We start from the raw sequence: 19207 nt of genomic DNA on the forward strand, positions 1-19207 counted from the left end.
TCTAAGCGGTCGAAGCCACCTTGGCTGCGGGCAGCCGTCGTTTGAGTCGCACGCTCCTGAGTATCTGGATGGTCATGTTGGTGGAGGTCAGCATCGGGAACACGCCGAGGAACGTTCGTTCCGACGGGGTATGCCCGTGCAACTGTTCGAGACTGCCGAAGACGTAGAAGCATCCGATGCAGAACAGCGTGGCCGGAACGGCGAACGCCAGGACGCTGCCACGGACGGAGAGCACCTCCCGCGCCAGGCTCAACTCATCGTCCGAGAGCGCCTCTCGTTTGCGGACCTTGTGCAAAGTCGCAGGCAGGACGCCGATGTCGAGCCTCGACGTGACATGCGGCTTGCCCATCGACCGCCTCGTGAACACGAACGCGATGATCGCGAACACCCAGATCAATGAGAAGAAGACGATCGACAACAGGCCGAAGAGAGTGGAGGTCGTCACGTCACACCCCTGCTTCCTGCAGCTGTCGGCCTGCACGCTGCCGCAGTGGACGCTGCCGGATGAAGGTGGGCCACCAGAACCACGGTCCGAGCATGCGTAACAGGCACGGCACGATGAACGACCGGACGATCAGGGTGTCGAGCAGCAGACCTATACAGACCGTCGAACCCACCTGACCGATGGTGCGCAGATCGCTGATCAACATCGCCAGCATCGTGAATGCGAACACCAAACCCGCGGACGTCACCACGCCACCGGTGCTCCCGAGCGCCCGGATGAGCCCGGTGTTCAACCCGGCGCCGGTTTCCTCCTTGACGCGGGAGATCAGCAGCAGGTTGTAGTCCGAGCCGACCGCGACCAGGATGATGAAGGTCAGCGGCAGCACCAGCCAGTGCAGATGCAGGCCGATCAGGTGCTGCCACACCAGTATCGACAGCCCGAACGCGCCGGCATACGAGAACGCCACCGTGCCGGGAATGACGAAGGCCGCCACCAGGCTTCGGGTCAGGTAGAGCATGATCAAGAAGATCAGCACGACCGCGGCGATCGCCACGATCAGCAGATCGGAAGCCGCATAGGCCTTGATGTCCTTGTTGTTCGACCCCGCACCGCCGATGTAGATCTTGGCGCCGGCCAGCGACGTTTCCTTGAGCGCCGCCTTGATCGCGTCCGGGAACTGCTCGACGTGGTCGATCCCTTCCGGGCCCATCGCGTTGCCCTCATGGGTGACGATGAAGCGGGCAGCTTTGCCGTCCGGCGACATCATCAGCTGCATACCGGTTTTGACGTCCTCGTTGTCGAACGCCTCCCTGGGGATGTAGAAGAAGTCGTCGCTTCGAGATTGGTCGAAGTCGTTGCCCACGTTGATCAGATCGAAGAACGTCTGATCGGTCTGGGTGGACTGCAGATGCGCGGGCCCGTAGTTGTTGGTGATCACGCCCAGCAGGGAGCGGCTGTCGGCCATCATCCGCTCCAGCTGCGAGATCATCTGCGGCAGCAGCCGGTCGATGGCCTCGAACGACGTGACGGCGTCGGCGATCTGCGCGTCGAGGCTGTCGATGCCGTCCAGCGAGTCGAACAGTGATCGCATCGCCCAGCACCCTGGGATGTCGAAACAGTGTGGCTCCCAGTAGAAGTAGTTCTTCAACGGCCGCAGGAAGTCGTCGAGGTTGGAGATCCCGGCATTCATGTCATCGGTGACCTGCTTGAGGTTCTCCAACGTGAGCACCGTCGAGTGGAGTTCGTCGGACATCTTCTGGGTCAGCCCGATCACCTGCTGCAGCACCGCGACCGAACGCGCCTGGATCTCGGCCTGCTTGTCGGTGTTCTCGTTCTGCTGCTCGGTGAACGGCAGCTGCTGACCGCTTCCGCTGCCCTGGGTGGTGAACAGGTAGGGAATGGTGGCGTGCTCCAACGGCCGGCCCAAGGGTCGGGTGATGCTCTGCACCATCGCGACACCCGGTAACCGGATGAGGCTCTTCGCCACCCGGTCCAGCGAGATGAAGTCCGCCGAGTTACGCATGTCGTGATCGCTCTCGACCATCAGCATCTCGCTGAACAGCTTGCTCTGCGAGAAGTGCCGGTCCGACGCCTCGAAGCCGAGATTTGCTGAGCCATCGGCAGGTTGGTAGGCGCGGTCGTCGTAGCTGACCCGGTAGGTGGGGACGAACACCGCTCCGATCATCACGACCGCGGTACTGGCGACGAACACGGGCTTGGGCCACCGCACCACGCTCGTCGCGATCCGTCGGTACAGATGCCCCTTGACCGCCCGCTTCGGGTCGAACAGGCCGAACATGCTGCCGAGGGTGAGTATCGCCGGTGCGAGCGTCAGAGCAGCGGCGATGGTGAACAGCATGCTGATGGCGACGGCCGGGCCCATGGTGTGGAAGTAGTCGAGACGCGCCAGACTCAGGCAGTAGCAGGCACCGGCGATCGTCAGCCCGGAGCCGATGATGATCGGGGCGACGCTGCGATAGGCCGTGTAGAACGCGGCTTCCCGGCTTTCGCCGGCCTGTCTGGCCTCCTGATAGCGGCCCAGCAGAAAGATGCCGTAATCGGTTCCGGCGCCCAGGGTCAGCGCCACCACGATGTTCACCGCGAACGACGACAGCGGAATGACGCCGAAGTGTCCGAGGGTGGCGATGACGCCCTTGGCGACGAGCATCTCGATCAGGACGCTGACGAGCGGTACCAGCAGGGTGGAGACCGAGCGGTAGACCACGAGCAGCATGATCACGATGAGGATGATCGTCAGGATCGTGATGTTGTTGAGGCTGGAGTTCGCGATCGTCAGCGTGTCGGAGGCCAGTGGTGCGGCCCCGCTGACGTAGACCTTGAGCCCAGGTGGCGGAGTGTCGTGGGCGATGAGGTCACGGACGGCGTTCACCGACTCGTTCGCCTGGAGCTGGCCGATGTTGCCCGCGAGCCGCAGCAGGACGAATGTCGCCTTCCCGTCCACACTTTGGGCCCCGGCCGCGGTGATTGGTTTGCCCCACAGGTCCATGACGTACTGCACGTGCTCGGGATCCTGCTTGAGCCGGTTCATCAGGTCGTCGTAGTAGCGGTGGTCGCCGTCGTCGAGTGGCCGGTCGGCTTCCAGCACCAGCATCGTCAGGCTGGTGGAGGTGGACTCCTGGAACTTCTCACCGATCCGCAGCATCGCGACCTGCGACGGCGCGTAGCTCGGGATCATCGAGCCGGCGAGTTGTTCGGCGACGCGTTCCACCTGCGGGATGAACGTATTGGTGCTGACGGCGAGTAGAGCCCAGAAGACGATGATCGGCACCGCCAACACGCGTACGGCACGCGCGACGGCCTGTCCGTCCGCCCGGTGTGCGCTCACGCGGACTTCACCCGGCAGGTGACGTCGGCTTCGGCATGGGTCGACGATTGTTCGTCGCGCACAACGTCGTTCACCAGCATCCGGCACCCCACGTCGCCACCGGCGACCTGCGCCGAGATGCTGCCCGACACCACGGTGAGCGTCGTCGTCTCCGTGTGCGTCCACGGCAGCTCGGTGATGTCGACCTTGTGCGGGTGGCCGTTGATGTCGACGTAGCTCAGCATCCCGCCGTTGCCGACGGTCCCGAACAACTCATAGGTGAGCCGCTTGGGGGTGAACTGCTCGGGCGCCTGCGCGGTCAGCACCGACGGGACGGGTCCCGGCTCGGACATCTGATGCACCTTCCAGACGGCCACCGAACCGACACCGAGCGCGACGACGGTGACCAGGGGGAGCCAGCCCTTCTGCAGGAAGGTCCCGCCTCGTGGGCGCCGGGTCGCCCGGACGCCTCGCCCGCTTGCAGGTCCATCCACGATCATGACGGCTAGATATATCGCACATAGGAACTATCTATCAACCCCCTCGACCACCGATTCGCTGCACACGGCGAGTCTGTGACTTCGCTGTACGCCGCGAATTAACAATAATGGTCAGCTGTTGGCGCGCGAACCCCGCGCCACATCCTCCCCAGCCCGCTGCCCCTTGGTTTCCGACGCATTACTTCCCATGAATGATATAAATATCGCGTGAGCGATACGCCGGACAGCAGAGTGGAAGCGATCTCGGCCCTGCTCGTCACGAGCGCCGATCTGATGTGGCGACACCTCGCCGACCGCGAAGGCCTCAGCGCGAGCGCGACGCTCGTCCTGGTGCGCCTCAACCGGCAGGGCCCCATGCGGGTTACGGCGCTGGCCGAGGCCGAAGGTGCGAGCCAGTCCGGAATGACGCAGCTCGTGCAGCGGATGGAGCAGCAGGGGCTGGTGGAACGGTGCGACGATCCCGACGACGGACGGGCATGCCTGGTCAAGGTCGGGGAAGGAGGCCGGCAGCTGTGGGATGAGCGCGCCGACATCCGCAAGCAGCGCATCGCCACGCTCCTGGCCGGACTGTCCGACGACGACCAGGTGACCCTGTGGCTCGCCGCACAGGTCGCGGCGCGACTGCTCGACCAGATGCGCGAGATCGCCGATACGCCGGCAGGCACCGAATCCGAGGGCGTTGCCTGATCGGACAGTCGCCGAGACCATCGTCTTCCGCCAGAGTTCGAACCAACCCGGTAGGAGTGGAGTCATGAAGATCGGATTCATCGGCCTGGGCAACATGGGTGCGGCCATGGCCGCCAACCTGCTCAAGGCGGGACACGAGGTCACCGCGTACAACCGCTCCCCCGACAAGGTGACCGCACTGGCCGCCCAGGGGGCACGACCGGCAGCGTCGGTGGCCGACGCCTGCCGGGGCGACGTCGTCGTCACCATGCTGGCCAACGACGACGCGGTGCAGGCGGTGACATTCGGCGACGACGGCATCCTCGCCTCGCTGCCCGAAGGCGCCATCCATGTCTCGTCGTCGACTGTCAGCACCGCCCTGACCGAACGCCTCACCGAAGCCCATGCCACGGCGGGCCAGGGTTTCGTGGCCGCCCCGGTGTTCGGCAGGCCCGAGGCCGCCGCGGCAGCGAAGTTGTTCGTCGTGACGGCCGGCGCCCCGGCGGCGGTCGATAAGGTGTCGCCGATTTTCGATGCCATCGGGCAGCGCACATTCGTCCTCGGCGAGGAACCGCAAGCCGCGAACCTCGTCAAGATCAGCGGCAACTTCCTGATCGCCTCGGTGATCGAATCCCTGGGTGAGGCAATGGCTCTCGTGAGCAAGGCGGGGGTGGACAAGCAGCAGTACCTGGAACTGCTGACCTCGACGTTGTTCGACGCCCCCGTGTACCGCACCTACGGCGGGCTGCTGGCCCGCGAGGAATTCACCCCGGCCGGGTTCGCCGCCACCCTGGGCCTCAAGGACGTCAAGCTGGCGCTGAGTGCGGGCGAGGAGCTACAGGTGCCGCTTCCCGTCGCGAGCCTGCTGCGTGATCGTTTCCTCACGCTGCTGGCCACCGGCGCGCCGAGTTGGACTGGTCGGCGGTGGGTGCGCTCAGCGCGTGGGAGGCCGGAGCGGACCACCCCGCCTAGAAACGCGTCAGCGCCGAGGATTGCGGCCACATGGTGACCGCCATCCTCGGCGCAACGGCTTTCCGATCTAGTCGGCGGCGACCACGCCGCGCAGTCCGTCGACGCCGTACAGCGGTTCCAGCATCCCCGAGATGTCGGGGCCGCGGCGCAGGGCGTGCCCGCCGTCGACACCGATGGCCTGACCGGTGATCCAGCCCGCGGCGTCGCTGAGGAGGAACACGGCCAGGTTGGCGATGTCCTCGACCTCACCGAAGCGCGGCATCGGCGTGCAGGCCTCGTAGTCGTCGCGGGCCGCCGGGAGTTCGAAGACGGGACCGACCATCTCGGTGCGGGTCAAGCCGGGCCGAATGCTGTTGAACCGCACCGAGGACGGCCCGAGCTCGTCGGCGGCCAGTTTGAGCAGATGGTCGAACGCCGCCTTGCTCACGCCGTATGCGCCGAACCACCGATGGGTGTTGCTCGACGCGATCGAGGAGATGCCGACGAACGAACCGCCACCACCACGGACCATCTCCCGGCCCGCGTGCTTGATCAGGTACATCGTGCCGTTGACGTTGAGATCGACGGTCTGGCGCCACAGTTCGGAGTCGATCTGCGTGATCGGACCGATGGTCAGCGAACCACCGGCACTGTGGACCACACCGTGCAGCTGGCCGTGCCAGGCAGTGGCCGCATCGACCGCGCGGCGAACCTCGTCCTCGTTGGTCACGTCGGCGGGTTCGTACCGCACCGATCCGGGCCCCTGCGCCGCGAGTTCGTCGGCGGCCGCGCTCAGCTTGTCGGCATTGCGCCCGATCAGCAGGGCGTTACCGCCGGCCGCGACGATGCCGGCCGCGGCACCCTTGCCGATGCCGCTACCGCCACCGGTGACCAGGTAGGTGCGATCCTTCAACGACAGTTCCATTTGCGTCATCCTTATGGTGTATCTCGCCGGGCCGGTTTCGGGGCCCCCAGCGTCCGCCAGTCGGGAACATCGGGTGGCATACCCACCGGCCAGCGGTTCTCGTTGGCCGACGCCCAGTGCGCGTGCCCGAGTTCGTGAATGTGGAACGCATGGCGCAGCGCTTCGGTGAAGCCCATCGCGTCGCTGGCCGCGTTGACAGAATCCTTGATCAGCAAGGCCGCCATCGTCGGCCGCTCGGCGATGCGCCGCGCGAATTCCAGTGTCTTGTCTTCGAGTTCGTCGCGCGCGAAGACCTTGGACACCATGCCCAACCGGTACGCCTCATCGGCATCGATCGAATCACCGGTCAGCAGCAGCTCTTTGGCCTTGCGGGCGCCGAACTCCCACGGGTGGGCGTAGTACTCGACGCCCGGCATCCCCATCCGCACCCCGACGACGTCGCTGAACTTGGCGTCGTCGGCGGCCACGATCAGGTCGCAGGCCCAGATCAGCATCAGGGCCGCCGAGATCGCATTGCCCTGCACCTGGGCGATGGTGATCTTGCGTAGATCACGCCAGCGCCGGGTGTTCTCGAAGTAGAAGTGCCATTCCTGCAAGTAGGTCCGCTCGGTGACGCCGGCGGCGGTAGCACCGTGGGAACGGAAGGTCGGGTGCTGGGTCGGGCCCGGTGTGCGCTCGGCGAGGGCCTCTTCGGAACCGAGGTCATGGCCGGCCGAGAAGTTCTTCCCGCGCGCCGCCAGGATCACCACGCGGACCGCGTCATCGGCCTCGGCCCGGCCGAACGCCTCGTCGAGTTGCACCAGCAGGGTTCGGGACTGGGCGTTCTGCGCATTCGGACGGTTCAGCCAGATCCGGGCGATGCGTCCCTCATCGAGTGTCTCGTATTCGACCTGACGGGCCTCGTCGTCGGAACTGACCATTTCGGACCACCTCTTAGGCAGGGTAAGTAAGTAACGAACTGCACATTACGTGTATCGCGTAACCGAGCTCACACCGGGATCACAGCTACCATGCAGCCGCTTCACAGCAGAACGTGTGGCGCCGTCGGCACTACATCGTTCGCAGAGCTATTTTCCCTAGTAAAGGGTAGGATATCGACCACGGGACGACATCACCGACAACCGTCGTCAGACCACCGCGGCCGGGGTCCAGCAAACCTTTTGAGGCCCTGAAGAGAAAGCAGCACAATGGCCAACTCCCCGTTCATCGCGCGTCGCTTCGCCGTCGCGGCAGGCATTGCCGTGGCCATCGCTTCAGCCCCTGTCCTGACAGTTCTCGCGATGCCCGCGTCCGGCTCACTCGCCTCCTGCCCCAGCGGGGAAACCGAAGACACCTTCACCAACGTGTGCGTCCCGGACCTGGTCCCGAACTCGCCCAACGCGTTCAGCCCGACCGCAGGCAATCCGAACCTGCCCTCGGTGAATGTGCCCGACGGCGGCGGTTCGATCCCATGCACCGGCGCCAACTCGGGTGAGTGCATCGGCCTGGCCGAGGAGCAGCAGGCCGAAGGCCCGCAACCGGTTCCGCAGTCGACGGTCGGCAGCAGTCCGACCGTGCACGGCTCCATCGGCTGATACAGCCCCACCGCAGAGACCGCACAGTAAACCCCCAGCAGTCCTAGACTGCTGACGTGAAATCACGTGTTGCGCCCGTCGTGCTGTCCGTCGCCGGCGCCGGCTGTGCACTGTCCTTGTGGCTGGGTGCGCCGGCCGCACACGCGGCGTGTACTTCCGGCGAGGAAGAAGACGTCTACACGACCACCTGCACGCCATTCCTGGTGCCGAATTCACCGTCGCCGTTCAGCGGAATCCCCGGCAATCCGGATTTGCCGGCAGTGAACCTCCCCGGCGGAGGCGGAGCCATCCCTTGCACAGGCCACAATGCCGGCGAATGCATCGGACTGGCCGAGGAGGACGAGGCCGAAGGGCCACAACCAATTCCGCGGTCAACAATCAGCGCCAGTCCGTAGCAGTTTGGGGCGGTTTCCCAGCCAACTCGTAGATCTGATGCAGATCTCTCACAGCATCCATAGAATCCCACTCAACAAAACAATCGAATACCTAGAGAAAGCGTGACGATGGCGACCTTCCCGATCTCGATGCGACGACTGATCTTTGCCGGCGGATTTGCACTCGCTGCGGCCGCCGCCCCAGCGATCGCCGCGTTCTCCGTACCCGTGTCTTCCGGCCCGGCGATCGCCTGCCCGACGGGCGAAGAGGAAGACCTCTACAGCGGCGCATGCGTCCCGCACACCGTGCCGAACTCCCCCGCACCATTCAGCGCCACCCCGGCCAACCCTGACCTGCCCTCGGTGAACGTGCCCGGCGGCGGCGGCTCCATCCCGTGCACCGGCGCCAACTCGGGCGAGTGCATCGGCCTGGCCGAGGAACAGCAGGCTCAGGGACCGCAGCCGGTGCCGGAGTCGACCGTCGGCAGCAGCCCGACTGTGCACGGTTCCATCGGCTGATGGCGTGAGGCGACCGGGGCCCTCCCGGTCGCATACAGTTGTGTCATGCCTGCGAAAACTGATACCGCCGAGATCGACGACGTCGAACCGCTCGCCGACAGCACTGCCAGCCAGGCCCGTCGCGTCGTGGCGACCTACGCCACCGACGCCGACGAGTGCCGGATGTTTCTGTCCATGCTCGGCATTGGGCCCTCGAAAACCGAGGCGTAAGTGAGTCCGGAGGGCGGCCCCGAGGCCGCCTCCGGTAACTCCGACTTCGTCGTGGTGGCCAATCGGCTGCCCATCGACATGGAGCGGTTGCCGGATGGCAGCACGACTTGGAAGCGCAGCCCCGGCGGACTGGTAACCGCACTGGAACCGCTGCTGCGTAAACGGCGCGGCGCGTGGATCGGCTGGGCCGGCGTCCCCGACAGCGGCGAAGAGCCCATCGTCGAGGACGGCGTGCAGCTCTACCCCGTGGAACTGTCCGCGCAGGACGTCGCGGACTACTACGAGGGGTTCTCGAACGCCACCCTGTGGCCGCTCTACCACGACCTCATCGTCAAACCCGTCTACCACCGCAAGTGGTGGGACAGCTACGTCGACGTGAACCGGCGTTTCGCCGAGGCCACGGCGCGGGCCGCCGCGCCCGGTGCCACGGTCTGGATCCAGGACTATCAGCTGCAGCTCGTCCCCAAGATGCTGCGCATGCTGCGTCCCGACGTCACCATCGGTTTCTTTCTGCACATCCCCTTCCCGCCGGTCGAGCTGTTCATGCAGATGCCGTGGCGCACCGAGATCGTGGAGGGCCTGCTCGGAGCCGATCTGGTCGGGTTCCACCTGGCCGGGGGTGCACAGAACTTCCTGGTCCTGGCCCGCCGCCTGGTCGGGGCCAACACCTCGCGCGCCTCGATCGGCGTCCGCTCACGCTTCGGCGAGATCTCCTACGGATTCCGCACGGTCAAGGTCGGGGCGTTCCCCATCTCGATCGATTCGGCCGATCTGGACGCCAAGGCCCGCAACCGCGCGATCCGGCAGCGGGCCCGACAGATCCGCGCCGAGCTCGGCAACCCGCGCAAGATCCTGCTCGGCGTCGACCGGCTCGACTACACCAAGGGCATCGACGTCCGCCTGCGCGCGTTTACCGAACTGCTCGAAGAGGACCGGATCAAACGCGACGACACCGTCCTGGTCCAGCTGGCCACACCGAGCCGCGAGCGGGTCGAGAGCTACATCGCGATGCGCGAGGACATCGAACGTCAGGTCGGGCACATCAACGGTGAATACGGGGAGGTCGGGCACCCGTTGGTGCACTACCTGCACCGGCCGGTGCCCCGGGACGAGCTCATCGCGTTCTTCGTCGCGGCCGACGTCATGCTGGTCACCCCGCTGCGCGACGGGATGAACCTGGTGGCCAAGGAGTACGTGGCCTGCCGCAGTGACCTCGGCGGCGCGTTGGTGCTGTCCGAGTTCACCGGTGCGGCAGCTGAGTTGCGTCAGGCCTATCTGACCAACCCGCACGATCTCGAGGGCGTCAAGGACGCGATCGAGGCGGCACTGGAGCAGAGCCCCGAGGAGGGCAGGCGCCGGATGCGGGCGCTGCGCCGCCAGGTGCTGGCCCACGACGTGGACCGGTGGGCACGCGCCTTCCTGGACGCCCTCGCTCAATCCAAATCGGGCTGAATCAGGCTAGATCGGGTTGATCGCGTTGATCAGCCAGTCCCCGCCGATCTTGCGGTAGTCGACGCGCAGCCGGCTGCCGTCATACAGCGGTTGGCGGGACTGGTCGGTCACCGTGCGGTTCATGTACACCAGCACCGATCCCGATTCGCGTTCCGCGGTCATCACACCGACGCCGACGACGCTGATCTGGACCACCAACTGACGCTTGCGCGCCTCGGGGATCACCTTGGCGGTGGCGTCCTGTTCGAACTTCTGGCGGAAGTCCGGGGCGAGCAGCGGATAGGTTTCCGACAAGCTGCGCTCGACGGTCTGATAGTCGTAGCCGAACACCTTCGGGATCTGGTCGGCCGCCACGACGGGCAACTCGGCCCGCGTGGTCTCCTGGCCGCGTTGCGTCACGCGGTTCCAGTAGAGCGAGCCACCGATACCGGCGAAGGCGACGAAGGCCACCGCCAGCACGCCGATCAGCAGGCCAGTGAGTTTAGAGCGCATCAGTTTCCACCGTCGGGGTACTTGAGGTCGTATCCGGTCATGTGGCCGTTGTCGTCCTCGTGCACGATCACCCGCAACCGGTACGGACGGGTCGGAGAATTGACGCCGTCCATGTCGGCGACGGTGACGCGCACCGCGACCAGCACCGAAGCATTCCCGGCGATCTCGTCCACCTTCTCCAGCGCTGCGCCGTTCACCACGGCTTCCGAGCTGGCCTTGGTGTCACGGAACAGTGCCTTGAGGTTGTCGGCGTTGTTGCCCTGGCTCATCATGTCGCGCAGCGGGCCACTCGTGCCGTCGATGAAGCGGCTGACGCTCTCGTCGATGGTGTCCTGGGTGTAGCTGAACATGTTGATCACGGTCTGCTCGCCCGTGTCGACAAAGCGCTCGTTGCGGGCCTGCACATCGTCCACGGCCCGCTGCTGACCGAACATCACGTACCCGAGCACGCCCAGCGCCACGGTCCCCAGGCCGAGCGCCACGGCCGCCGCCAGCGCCACCAGCCTGCCGTGGGGACGCCGCCGGGGCGGCGCCTTCAGCGGCGTCAGCTTCGGCGCCTTGGCTGCCGTGGTGGTCGGTGAATCGACCACCACGGTGGTTGTGGTCGCGTCGCCGGCGGGCGCGGCCCCGGTCGGGCCGGCCGCCCTGGACGCGCGCCTACGCACCGGCCTCTGATTCGAGGCCGTTTCTTCCGTCATCAAGCCTGCCTTGGATCCAGCATCAGGTCTACCCAGGTCTCCGCGGGTGCCAGATTGTCGGCGCCGGCCGCGTACACGCCGGTGCCTCCGTCTGCGTCAGCGAAGACCCCACTGTGCTGATCGTAGGTGCCGATCCCTGGAGCGCTGGCCAGAGGTGGTGCCTCGGCCGGCAAGGGTGCATCCGGAGCCGGTGCGGGCGCATCCGGTGCCGGTGCCGCTTCGGGTGCTCCCGGAGGCGTCCGGCCGTACGGCGGCACGATCTGGTCCGGCGGCGCGAAGTACGGCCACGGCGGCGGCGGGGTGCCCGGCTTGTTCGGCGGCACCGGCAGCGGGAACGGAGCGTGCGGCGCCGGACCCGGGCCCGGCTCGACACCCGGCGGCAACTGCACCACCGGCGGACCCGGATCCGGGTCGACCTGCGGCGGGATGTTCGGGAACTTGTTGGGCGGCAGGATGTTGCGCCCGTCCTCGATCGGCGTGCCGTACGGCACCGGCGGACCGCGCCACGGGTTGGAGCCCACCGGAACGTAGCCGTTGGGATCGCGGCACAACTGGATCGTGGGTGCCCGCTTGCCCGGGAACTCCTGGCACGGGTAGTTGCGCGCGCCACGCACCACGGCCGGATCGTTCTGCGCGGTCTTGCAGTACATGTCGGTCGGCAGATCCCGCAGGGTCAGATCGGCCGGGGACCGGGTCTGGGTCGGCGGGAGGAATCCGGTCAGGCACGGCGGCGCATCGCCGAGGTCGACCTTGAAGTCGAGCTTGCCGCCCTCGTCGACGGGCACACCGCCGGCGACCGTGTTCAGTGCGGCCATCAGGGCCGGGAAGATCACCAGCGCCTGCTCGAGCGACTTGCTGTAGATCACGCCGATCCGGCCGAAGTTGGCCAGGTTGGCCGCCAGCACCGGGAACGTCGGCCGGATACCGCTGAACGCGGTGTTGGCCGCCTCGGTGGCGCCGGGAACGGTCTTGAGGGTGGCGCGCAGCTGCGGGTCTGCCTTGTTCACCTCACCGGTGAACCGGGCCAGCCCGTCGGCCAGCGACCGGATGTTGTCCCCGCTGCGCATCTGCGCTTCCAGGAACGGACCGGCCTGGTCGATCAGCTGGGTGGTCTCGCCGGAACTGGCGTTGGCCTCGTCGATCAGCAGGCGCGAGGACTCGATGAGCCGCGCCAGTTCGGGCCCGGATCCGTTGAACGCCTTGAACGTCTCGCGCAGCAGATCCTGCAAGCGGCTGTTTCCGATGCTGCTGACCAGCGTGTCGGCCTCGTGCAGCATGCCTGCGATGTCCTGGCCGACCCGGGTGTTCTGCTGATCGATGGTGGCGCCATTGCGCAACTTGTCGGTCGACGGTGACTCCGGCGGAATCAGATCGATGTACTGCTCACCGACAGCCGAGACGCTCTTGACCGTGGCGGTGACGTTGTTCGGGATCGCCGTGCTGCTGTTCAGCTGCATCCTGGCGACCACGCCGTCGGGGGCCAGGCCCACCGAATCCACCCGCCCGACCGTCACACCGCGGTAGGTGACGTTGGCGTTCGAGTAGATGCCGCCACCGGTCAGGAAGTTGGCGTTGACGTGATAGGTGCCGATACCCACGGCAGCAGGCAGATGCAGATAGAACAGCGAGATCGCGCCGACGGTGAGGACGGTGACGACCCCGAAGATCATCAACTGCATACGGGTCAGCCGGTCGATCATTACGGCTTCTCCTCGTGCTGGGTGGCAGTTCCGGCGGGGATCTTGAACGGGTCGGCGGCCTGTCCGGACAGGTTGGCCATCTCTCCGGTCAGCCAGTCCGGCGGATTGATCACCTCGTCGAGGTGCTTCATGTTCGGGTCGAATCCACCCGTGGTGAAGATCGACTCGCCGAACCGGCGCAATGTCAGGTCGAACGTGACGAACACGTTCAGGTAGTCACCGCGGACCGCGTTGCGCAGGTACTTGTAGTGGAACGGGAACGTGGGCAGGAACTCCAGGTCCTTGATGAAATCGTCGGCGTTGTCGTTGAACGCCTTGATCACCGGATAGAGATCCTTGATGTCGGCCGCGAAATCGTCCTTGGTCGACGACAGGATCCGCGAGCCCACCTCGGCGAAGCCGCGCAGCGCGGTGAACGCCTCGACGATGTTGGAGCGGTTCTCGTTGAGCACCTTCAGCGCCCCGGGCAGGCTGTCCAACGTGCGGCCCAGGTTGTCCTTGCTGCGGGCCAGGATCGAAGCGAAGCGGTTCAGCCCGTCGGCCGCAGCGATGATGTCGTTGGTCTGCTGGTCCAGCGATGAGGTCAGCTCGGCCAGGCGCGGGATCAGCTCGGCGAAGCTTCCGGCCCTGCCTGCCACCGCGGCGTAGGCCTCATCGGTGATGTCCTGCAGCGCACCGAGATTGCCCTTGTTCACCACCATGCCCAGCGAGGACAGCACTTCCTCGGTGGTCGGGTAGCGGCTGGTCTGCGACAGGGAGATGTTGGAGCCCTCGCGCAACTGTCCCTGCGCCGGTTCGTCGACCGGTTCGGACAACTGCACGTGCTGAGAACCCAGCAGCGATGTCTGGGCAACGCGCGCAACGGCATTCGCCGGGAGCTTCACGTCGCCGTCCAACGACAGCTGTACCGCCGCGTAGAAGCTGCCGTCCGGACGCTGCATGGCGTCCAGACCGGACACACTGCCAACCGTGACGTCGTCGACCATCACCGGCGAGTTCTGCGGCAGGGTCGCCACATCGGGCAACTCCACGGTGACGTTGTAGGACCCCGCCCCGTGCCCGGCCGTGCCGGGCATGTTGAGCGAGTTGAGTCCGCCGAACTGGCAGCCGGCCAGCAGCATCGCGCCGCTGCCGATTGCCAGCGTGCGTCCGCTGAACCGGGATGCCTTACCCCTCAATGCTTTACCCCTCATCATCCGCCGGCACCAGCCTCAGCAGGCGCGGGCGCGGGTCCGGGTGCGGGCCCCGGCGCGGGACCGACTCCTGTTCCGGGTGCGGGTGCGGGTGCATCCGGCGGCAGGATCAGCGAACTCAGCGTCGCGTCATGCGGGATCTGCGGCGGCGTCACGCCCGGGGCGTTCTGCCACTGCAGGTACGGCACCGGAGTCTCCGACTTGGCCTCGGTCGCCGGGGTGTCGTACTGGATCTGGCCCTTGTAGGCGGTGATGCTGTTGACCGGGTGGAACAGCACCGGCGGGTAGTTCATCGTGATGCGGCGCAGCACCGGACCCATCCGCTGCCTGCAGATCTCGGCGCGCTTGTAGTTGTCCGGGTTGGCGCCGATGTCGAAGGTGCCACCACAGATGAACTGCGTCGGGTTGGCGAAGTTGGGCAGTGACAGCAGACCACCGACGGTGCCCTGGGCCGGGTTGTAGATGTTGTAGAAGTTCGCCAGACCGTTGGGCGTGACGTGCAGGATCTGCTCGATGTCGTCACTGTGGTCGGTGAGGATCTGGGTGAAGTCCGCCAGCTTGCCCACCTGGGCGATCAGCGCGTCGTTGTTCTCGTTCAGGAATCCGCGGACATCGCCCAGCGCCTGGTTCAGCGTGCCCAGGGTCTGATCGAGACCGTTGGAGCTGTCGGCCAGTACCTGCGACACCGACGCCACGTGATTGGTGAACTGCACGATCTGTTCGTTGCTGTTGGACAACGCGTTGACGAGGACCTGAAGGTTCTTCACCGTGCCGAACAGATCGGTGCGGGAATCACCCAACCGGCCCGCGGTCTGGGACAACTCCCGCAGTGCGTTGCGGAAGGAGTCGCCGTTGCCGTCGAACGTGGTGGCGGCCTGGTCGACGAAGGCCGCGATCGGACCCTGCACCGAGTTGGCCTGCGGCCCGAGTTGTGAACTGAGCTGCGTGAGTTGCTCTTTGACCTCGTCCCATTCGACCGGGACACCGGTGCGGTCCAGCCCGATCGATGCGCCGTCGGCCATCACGTCGCCTTCGGTGTAGGCCGGCGTCAGCTGAATGAACCTGGCCGACACCAGGTTCGGCGAGAGGATCAGCGCCTTGGCGTCGGCGGGCACCTTGACGCCGCGATCGAGGGTCATCTCGATCTTGACATCCGAGGGCCGCGGCTCGATCGAGTCGATCGTGCCCACCGGCACCCCGACGATCCGAACCTCGTCGCCGGGGTACAGGCCGACGGCGTTGGTGAAGTACGCCGTGAGCTTGGGACCCGTCCGCGACGGCCACACCTGGTACACGCCGACGGCGAGTACCGCCAGCAGCAACACGGCCAGGCCGATGCGCATCCACCGGTTGCGACCGGACGACACCGAACTCTCTTGGGTCATGGCGATTTCGGCCTAACGATCGTGCGTTCGGAGATGTATCCACGCAGCATGTCGGCGAGGCTGTCGGGCAGCTTCCCCGGCTGGAAGTAGGTATCGAGCAGCACCTCGGACATCGACGCGGGCGGCAAACCGTACAGGTTGATGTTGAAGCCCGGACCGTTGCCGACCACCTCGGCGAGGGTGGTCGCGTACGGCGGCAGGCGGCGCAAGGCCTCGCCGATGTGCTCTTTGCGCTCCAACAGGTTGTCCATCACGAGGTTGAGCTTCTCGAGCGCCGGCTTGAACTCCTTGCGGTTGTCGGCGACGAATCCCGAGAGCTGCCGGGACACGTCGTCGATGCCGGCGATCAGATTGCTCAGCGCCTGCCTGCGCTCGTCGAGCGCGGCGAAGAGCTGGTTGCCGTCGGTGACCAGCTGGTTGACCTGGCCGGCGCGCGATGCCAGCAGATCCGACACCCGCTTGGCGTGCGTGAGCAATCCTTCGAGCGCCTCATCGCGCTTGTTGATGCTGCGCGACAGGTTGGCCACACCGTCCAGCGCACCCCGCAACTGCGGTGTGGCGTCGCGCAGGGTGTCGGTCAAGGTCTGGAGGGCCTGCTCGAACTTCGGCTTGTCCAGTTCGGAGACGTTCTGCCCCAGGTCCTGCAGGGCCGTGTTGAGCGTGTAGGGAGTCGTGGTGCGCCCCAACGGGATCACCGTCGAGGACCCGCTGCCCTTCGGCGTCACCGAAAGCGACTTCTGCCCCAGCACGGTTTCGGTCTTGATCGCCACCAGTGACTGATCGCCGATCTTGATGTTGCGATCCACGGTGAAGCTGACCTTGGCGGTGTCACCGACCAGCGCCACCCCGGTGACCTTGCCGACCGCGATACCCGAGACGTTGACGTCGTTGCCCGGGTCGATCCCGCCGGCGTCGCTGAAATACGCCTCGTACTTCTTGCCCTGCGGGAAGAAGGGAAGCCCGGTGTAGCCGAAGGACACCAGCACCACACATGCCACCAGGGCGATGCCGAAGATCCCGGTGCGTAGCGCTGTGTCGCCGTCGCGCTTAGCCATTCTCCGAGCACCTCCCCTTCGACGGGTCCGGCGGGCCGCCGAACGGAATCAGAATGTCGCTACCGGCCGGTCCGTTGACCTTCATCCGGATCGAGCAGTAGTAGATGTTGAAGAACGAGCCGTAGGCGCCAAGTCCGTTGAGCCGCAGGTAGTTCTCGGCCAGCGGTTCGATCACCTTGTTGACGTCGGCCTTGCGTTCGTCCATCCGCTGGGCGAACGGCCGCGCGTTCTCGATGACGGCCTGCAGCGGGCGACGCGACTTGTCCAGCATGTCGGTCAGGTCGTTCTCGGCCGAGGCCAGCGGTGCGATGGCGCCGGCGATCGGGTCGCGCCCCTCGGACAGACCGGAGATCAGCTTCTGCAATTCGTCGACGCTGGAATCGAACTGCGCGCCCTTGTCGTCGACGGTGCCAAGCACGGTGTTGAGGTTGGTGATCACGTCACCGATCAACTGGTCGCGGGCGGCCAGGTTCTGGGTGAATGCGCTCGTGCTGGTGAGCATGTTCGCCAGCGCTCCACCCTGGCCCTGCAGCATCTCGATGATCGCGTTGGAGATCTCGTTGACCTTGTTGCCGTCAAGGCCTTTCATCACCGGCCGCAGGCCGCCCAGCAGCGCGTCGAGATCGAGCGCCGGCTGGGTGTTCTGCTGCGGGATGGTCGCTCCGGCCGGAAGCTTGCGCAGTTCGCCGGGACCCGACGTGATCTCCAGATACCGGTCACCGACCAGGTTCTCGTAGCGCACCTTGGCCTGGCTCGACGTGTAGAGCTGGTAGCGCTTGTTGAGGTCGAACTTCACGTCGACCGTGTTGTCCGGGTTGAGCTTGACGTCGTTGACCGTGCCGACCGGCACGCCCGCGATGCGGACGTCCTGGCCTGCCTTCAGTCGCGAAGCCTGGCTGAAGGTGGCGTGGTAGCTGTTCTCCGAGGCGAACCGGAATTCGCCGAACACCACGACCAGCATGGCCGCCACCAAGAGCATGGCGATGGTGAAGATGCTGACCTTGAGCATGGTCCGGTCAGGACGCGCACTGGACGCCATCAGAAGCGATCCCTCTCCGCGAATGCGCCGTTGAACAGGAACTGCAGCGTTGCCGGGGCGTCGAACTGCACCTCGGTGTTCGGCTGGAACGGCACGTAGGCGTTGTCGGTCACCAGGAACGGCGAGTGGTACCAGCTACCGCCGAACTGCTTCGACGGCACATCCGGCAGGCCACGGCAGTTGGGGCCGCCAGAGGCGTTCACGATCGGCAGGCTCTCCGGGTAGGTGTACGCCGGGGCGCCGGGCAGGAAGTTCGACGACACGAACAGACCGGGCCTGATACCACCGATGATCGGCGCGAACCGGTCCACACCGATCGACACACCCTTGAGCACACAGCCGAACTCGGGTGAGTAGTCGCTGGCCACCTTCAACGGGGCCCGCAGCCGCTGGATGGCGGCGATGTAGTCGTCGGCGGCCGGCTGCAGGGTCGCGGTGCCGTTGTTCGCCAGGCCGGTCGCGGCCAGCAGGGTGGCGTTGAGGTTGGTCTTCTCGTCGACGATCGTCTTGTTCAGGGCGGGCACGTTGTCGACGATGCGGGCCAGGTCCGGCCCGGCGTCACCGTAGATGTTGGCGACCGCGGCGGCCTTCGCGAAGTCGTCGCGCAGGGTCGGCAACTTCGGATTGATCTGCGCCAGATAGCCGTTGAGTCCCGTGAGAGCCGTACCGAGATCGTCCCCGTGGCCGCGCAGGCCCTCGCCGAGCGCGGTGAGAGTGGCGTTCAGGCTGACCGGGTCGATCTTGTTGAGCACGTCCGACAGCGTCTGGAAGAGCGTGTTGACCTCGAGCTGCACATCCTTGGCGGCCACCGTGCTACCCGGGCGCAGCGACGTCGGCTGCGGCTCCGCGGGCGGCTGGAACTCCACCGACTTGGCACCGAAGATCGTGTTGCCCGCGATCCGCACGGTGGCGTTGGACGGGATGTAGCGCATCTCGCCGCGCTTGATGGACAACGTCAGCTTCGCCTCGCTGCCGGCATACGCGATGTCGGTGACCTTGCCGATCTGGATCCCGCGGTACTTCACCTTGGCGTCGCGCTCCATCACCAGGCCGGCCCGCGGCGCGGTCAGGCTGACCGTGTCGGTCGGCGTGAAGGCGGCTGTGTAGGACAGGTAGGTGAAGACCACCGCGGCGGCCAGGATCGCCGCCAGGATCGCAGCGGCGATCCTGACATGACGACGGTGCTTGGAAGGTGCGTCTGTCAT

The 19207-nt window shown here is 66.0% G+C and carries 19 protein-coding genes and 1 pseudogene; 7 read left to right on the top strand and 13 right to left on the bottom strand.

Annotated features, from left to right (window positions below; genetic code table 11):
* Position 1: 1 nt before the first annotated feature.
* The 3 genes from TX88_RS24765 to TX88_RS24775 are packed head-to-tail and all read right to left on the bottom strand — an operon-like array spanning position 2 to position 3700.
* Positions 2-445, bottom strand: a complete 444-nt coding sequence (locus TX88_RS24765) for a hypothetical protein (RefSeq protein ID WP_044520569.1) — start codon at positions 443-445, stop codon at positions 2-4.
* A gap of 1 nt (position 446) precedes the next feature.
* Positions 447-3290, bottom strand: a complete 2844-nt coding sequence (locus TX88_RS24770; RefSeq protein WP_244438606.1) for an MMPL/RND family transporter — start codon at positions 3288-3290, stop codon at positions 447-449.
* Positions 3287-3700 carry an MmpS family transport accessory protein gene (locus TX88_RS24775; protein WP_244438658.1) on the bottom strand — a complete coding sequence of 138 codons (414 nt, stop codon included), beginning with the start codon at positions 3698-3700 and terminating at the stop codon, positions 3287-3289. The genes TX88_RS24770 and TX88_RS24775 overlap by 4 nt, the downstream gene beginning before the upstream one ends.
* A gap of 276 nt (positions 3701-3976) precedes the next feature.
* Between TX88_RS24775 and TX88_RS24780 the strand changes: the two genes are divergently transcribed.
* A complete protein-coding gene (locus TX88_RS24780; protein ID WP_044520571.1) occupies positions 3977-4456 on the top strand; it encodes a MarR family winged helix-turn-helix transcriptional regulator in 480 nt (159 codons plus the stop codon).
* A 64-nt stretch (positions 4457-4520) separates the two neighbouring features.
* Positions 4521-5407: pseudogene (locus TX88_RS24785) on the top strand (NAD(P)-dependent oxidoreductase).
* Between the two features lie 67 nt (positions 5408-5474).
* Here the strand turns inward: TX88_RS24785 and TX88_RS24790 are convergent.
* Both TX88_RS24790 and TX88_RS24795 read right to left on the bottom strand, forming a co-directional pair.
* A complete protein-coding gene (locus TX88_RS24790; protein ID WP_044521883.1) occupies positions 5475-6311 on the bottom strand; it encodes an SDR family oxidoreductase in 837 nt (278 codons plus the stop codon).
* A gap of 11 nt (positions 6312-6322) precedes the next feature.
* Entirely contained in the window at positions 6323-7231 is a 909-nt protein-coding gene (locus TX88_RS24795; protein WP_044520572.1) for an enoyl-CoA hydratase, read from the bottom strand.
* A 267-nt stretch (positions 7232-7498) separates the two neighbouring features.
* Here TX88_RS24795 and TX88_RS24800 point away from each other — a divergent pair, with 267 nt between their 5' ends.
* The 5 genes from TX88_RS24800 to TX88_RS24815 all read left to right on the top strand — a co-directional run bounded on the left by TX88_RS24800 (position 7499) and on the right by TX88_RS24815 (position 10440).
* The gene (locus TX88_RS24800; RefSeq protein WP_044520573.1) at positions 7499-7885 is read left to right on the top strand and encodes a hypothetical protein; all 387 of its coding nucleotides are present in this window, start codon (positions 7499-7501) and stop codon (positions 7883-7885) included.
* 56 nt (positions 7886-7941) lie between these two features.
* Positions 7942-8280 (top strand): hypothetical protein, encoded by a 339-nt coding sequence (locus TX88_RS24805; RefSeq protein ID WP_044520574.1) that lies wholly within the window; start codon positions 7942-7944, stop codon positions 8278-8280.
* 108 nt (positions 8281-8388) lie between these two features.
* Positions 8389-8778: an intersectin-EH binding protein Ibp1 gene (locus tag TX88_RS24810; RefSeq protein WP_084622108.1), complete on the top strand. Its 390-nt coding sequence runs from the start codon at positions 8389-8391 to the stop codon at positions 8776-8778.
* A 45-nt stretch (positions 8779-8823) separates the two neighbouring features.
* Entirely contained in the window at positions 8824-8988 is a 165-nt protein-coding gene (locus TX88_RS34605) for a hypothetical protein (protein WP_090426445.1), read from the top strand.
* Positions 8989-10440, top strand: a complete 1452-nt coding sequence (locus TX88_RS24815) for an alpha,alpha-trehalose-phosphate synthase (UDP-forming) (protein ID WP_044520575.1) — start codon at positions 8989-8991, stop codon at positions 10438-10440.
* A 6-nt stretch (positions 10441-10446) separates the two neighbouring features.
* Here TX88_RS24815 and TX88_RS24820 read toward each other — a convergent pair whose 3' ends face one another.
* From TX88_RS24820 to TX88_RS24855, 8 genes are all read right to left on the bottom strand, one after another.
* Positions 10447-10932 carry a mammalian cell entry protein gene (locus TX88_RS24820; protein WP_044520576.1) on the bottom strand — a complete coding sequence of 162 codons (486 nt, stop codon included), beginning with the start codon at positions 10930-10932 and terminating at the stop codon, positions 10447-10449.
* Positions 10932-11630, bottom strand: coding sequence for an Rv1363c family protein (locus tag TX88_RS24825; protein WP_044520577.1), 699 nt, complete (start codon positions 11628-11630; stop codon positions 10932-10934). Before TX88_RS24825 ends, TX88_RS24820 begins: the two co-directional genes overlap by 1 nt.
* Positions 11630-13330, bottom strand: coding sequence for an MCE family protein (locus tag TX88_RS24830; protein WP_044520578.1), 1701 nt, complete (start codon positions 13328-13330; stop codon positions 11630-11632). The genes TX88_RS24825 and TX88_RS24830 overlap by 1 nt, the downstream gene beginning before the upstream one ends.
* Positions 13330-14451 carry an MCE family protein gene (locus TX88_RS24835; RefSeq protein ID WP_110918149.1) on the bottom strand — a complete coding sequence of 374 codons (1122 nt, stop codon included), beginning with the start codon at positions 14449-14451 and terminating at the stop codon, positions 13330-13332. Before TX88_RS24835 ends, TX88_RS24830 begins: the two co-directional genes overlap by 1 nt.
* Before the next feature lie 71 nt (positions 14452-14522).
* The gene (locus TX88_RS24840; RefSeq protein ID WP_044520580.1) at positions 14523-15908 is read right to left on the bottom strand and encodes a virulence factor Mce family protein; all 1386 of its coding nucleotides are present in this window, start codon (positions 15906-15908) and stop codon (positions 14523-14525) included.
* The gene (locus TX88_RS24845) at positions 15905-16963 is read right to left on the bottom strand and encodes a virulence factor Mce family protein (protein ID WP_044520581.1); all 1059 of its coding nucleotides are present in this window, start codon (positions 16961-16963) and stop codon (positions 15905-15907) included. The genes TX88_RS24840 and TX88_RS24845 overlap by 4 nt, the downstream gene beginning before the upstream one ends.
* Complete coding sequence (locus TX88_RS24850; RefSeq protein WP_044520582.1) at positions 16956-18002, bottom strand: MCE family protein; 1047 nt, start codon at positions 18000-18002, stop codon at positions 16956-16958. The genes TX88_RS24845 and TX88_RS24850 overlap by 8 nt, the downstream gene beginning before the upstream one ends.
* A complete protein-coding gene (locus TX88_RS24855) occupies positions 18002-19207 on the bottom strand; it encodes an MCE family protein (RefSeq protein WP_044520587.1) in 1206 nt (401 codons plus the stop codon). The genes TX88_RS24850 and TX88_RS24855 overlap by 1 nt, the downstream gene beginning before the upstream one ends.

It is taken from the genome of Mycolicibacterium septicum DSM 44393, assembly GCF_000455325.1.
Taxonomy (GTDB): Bacteria; Actinomycetota; Actinomycetes; order Mycobacteriales; family Mycobacteriaceae; genus Mycobacterium; species Mycobacterium septicum.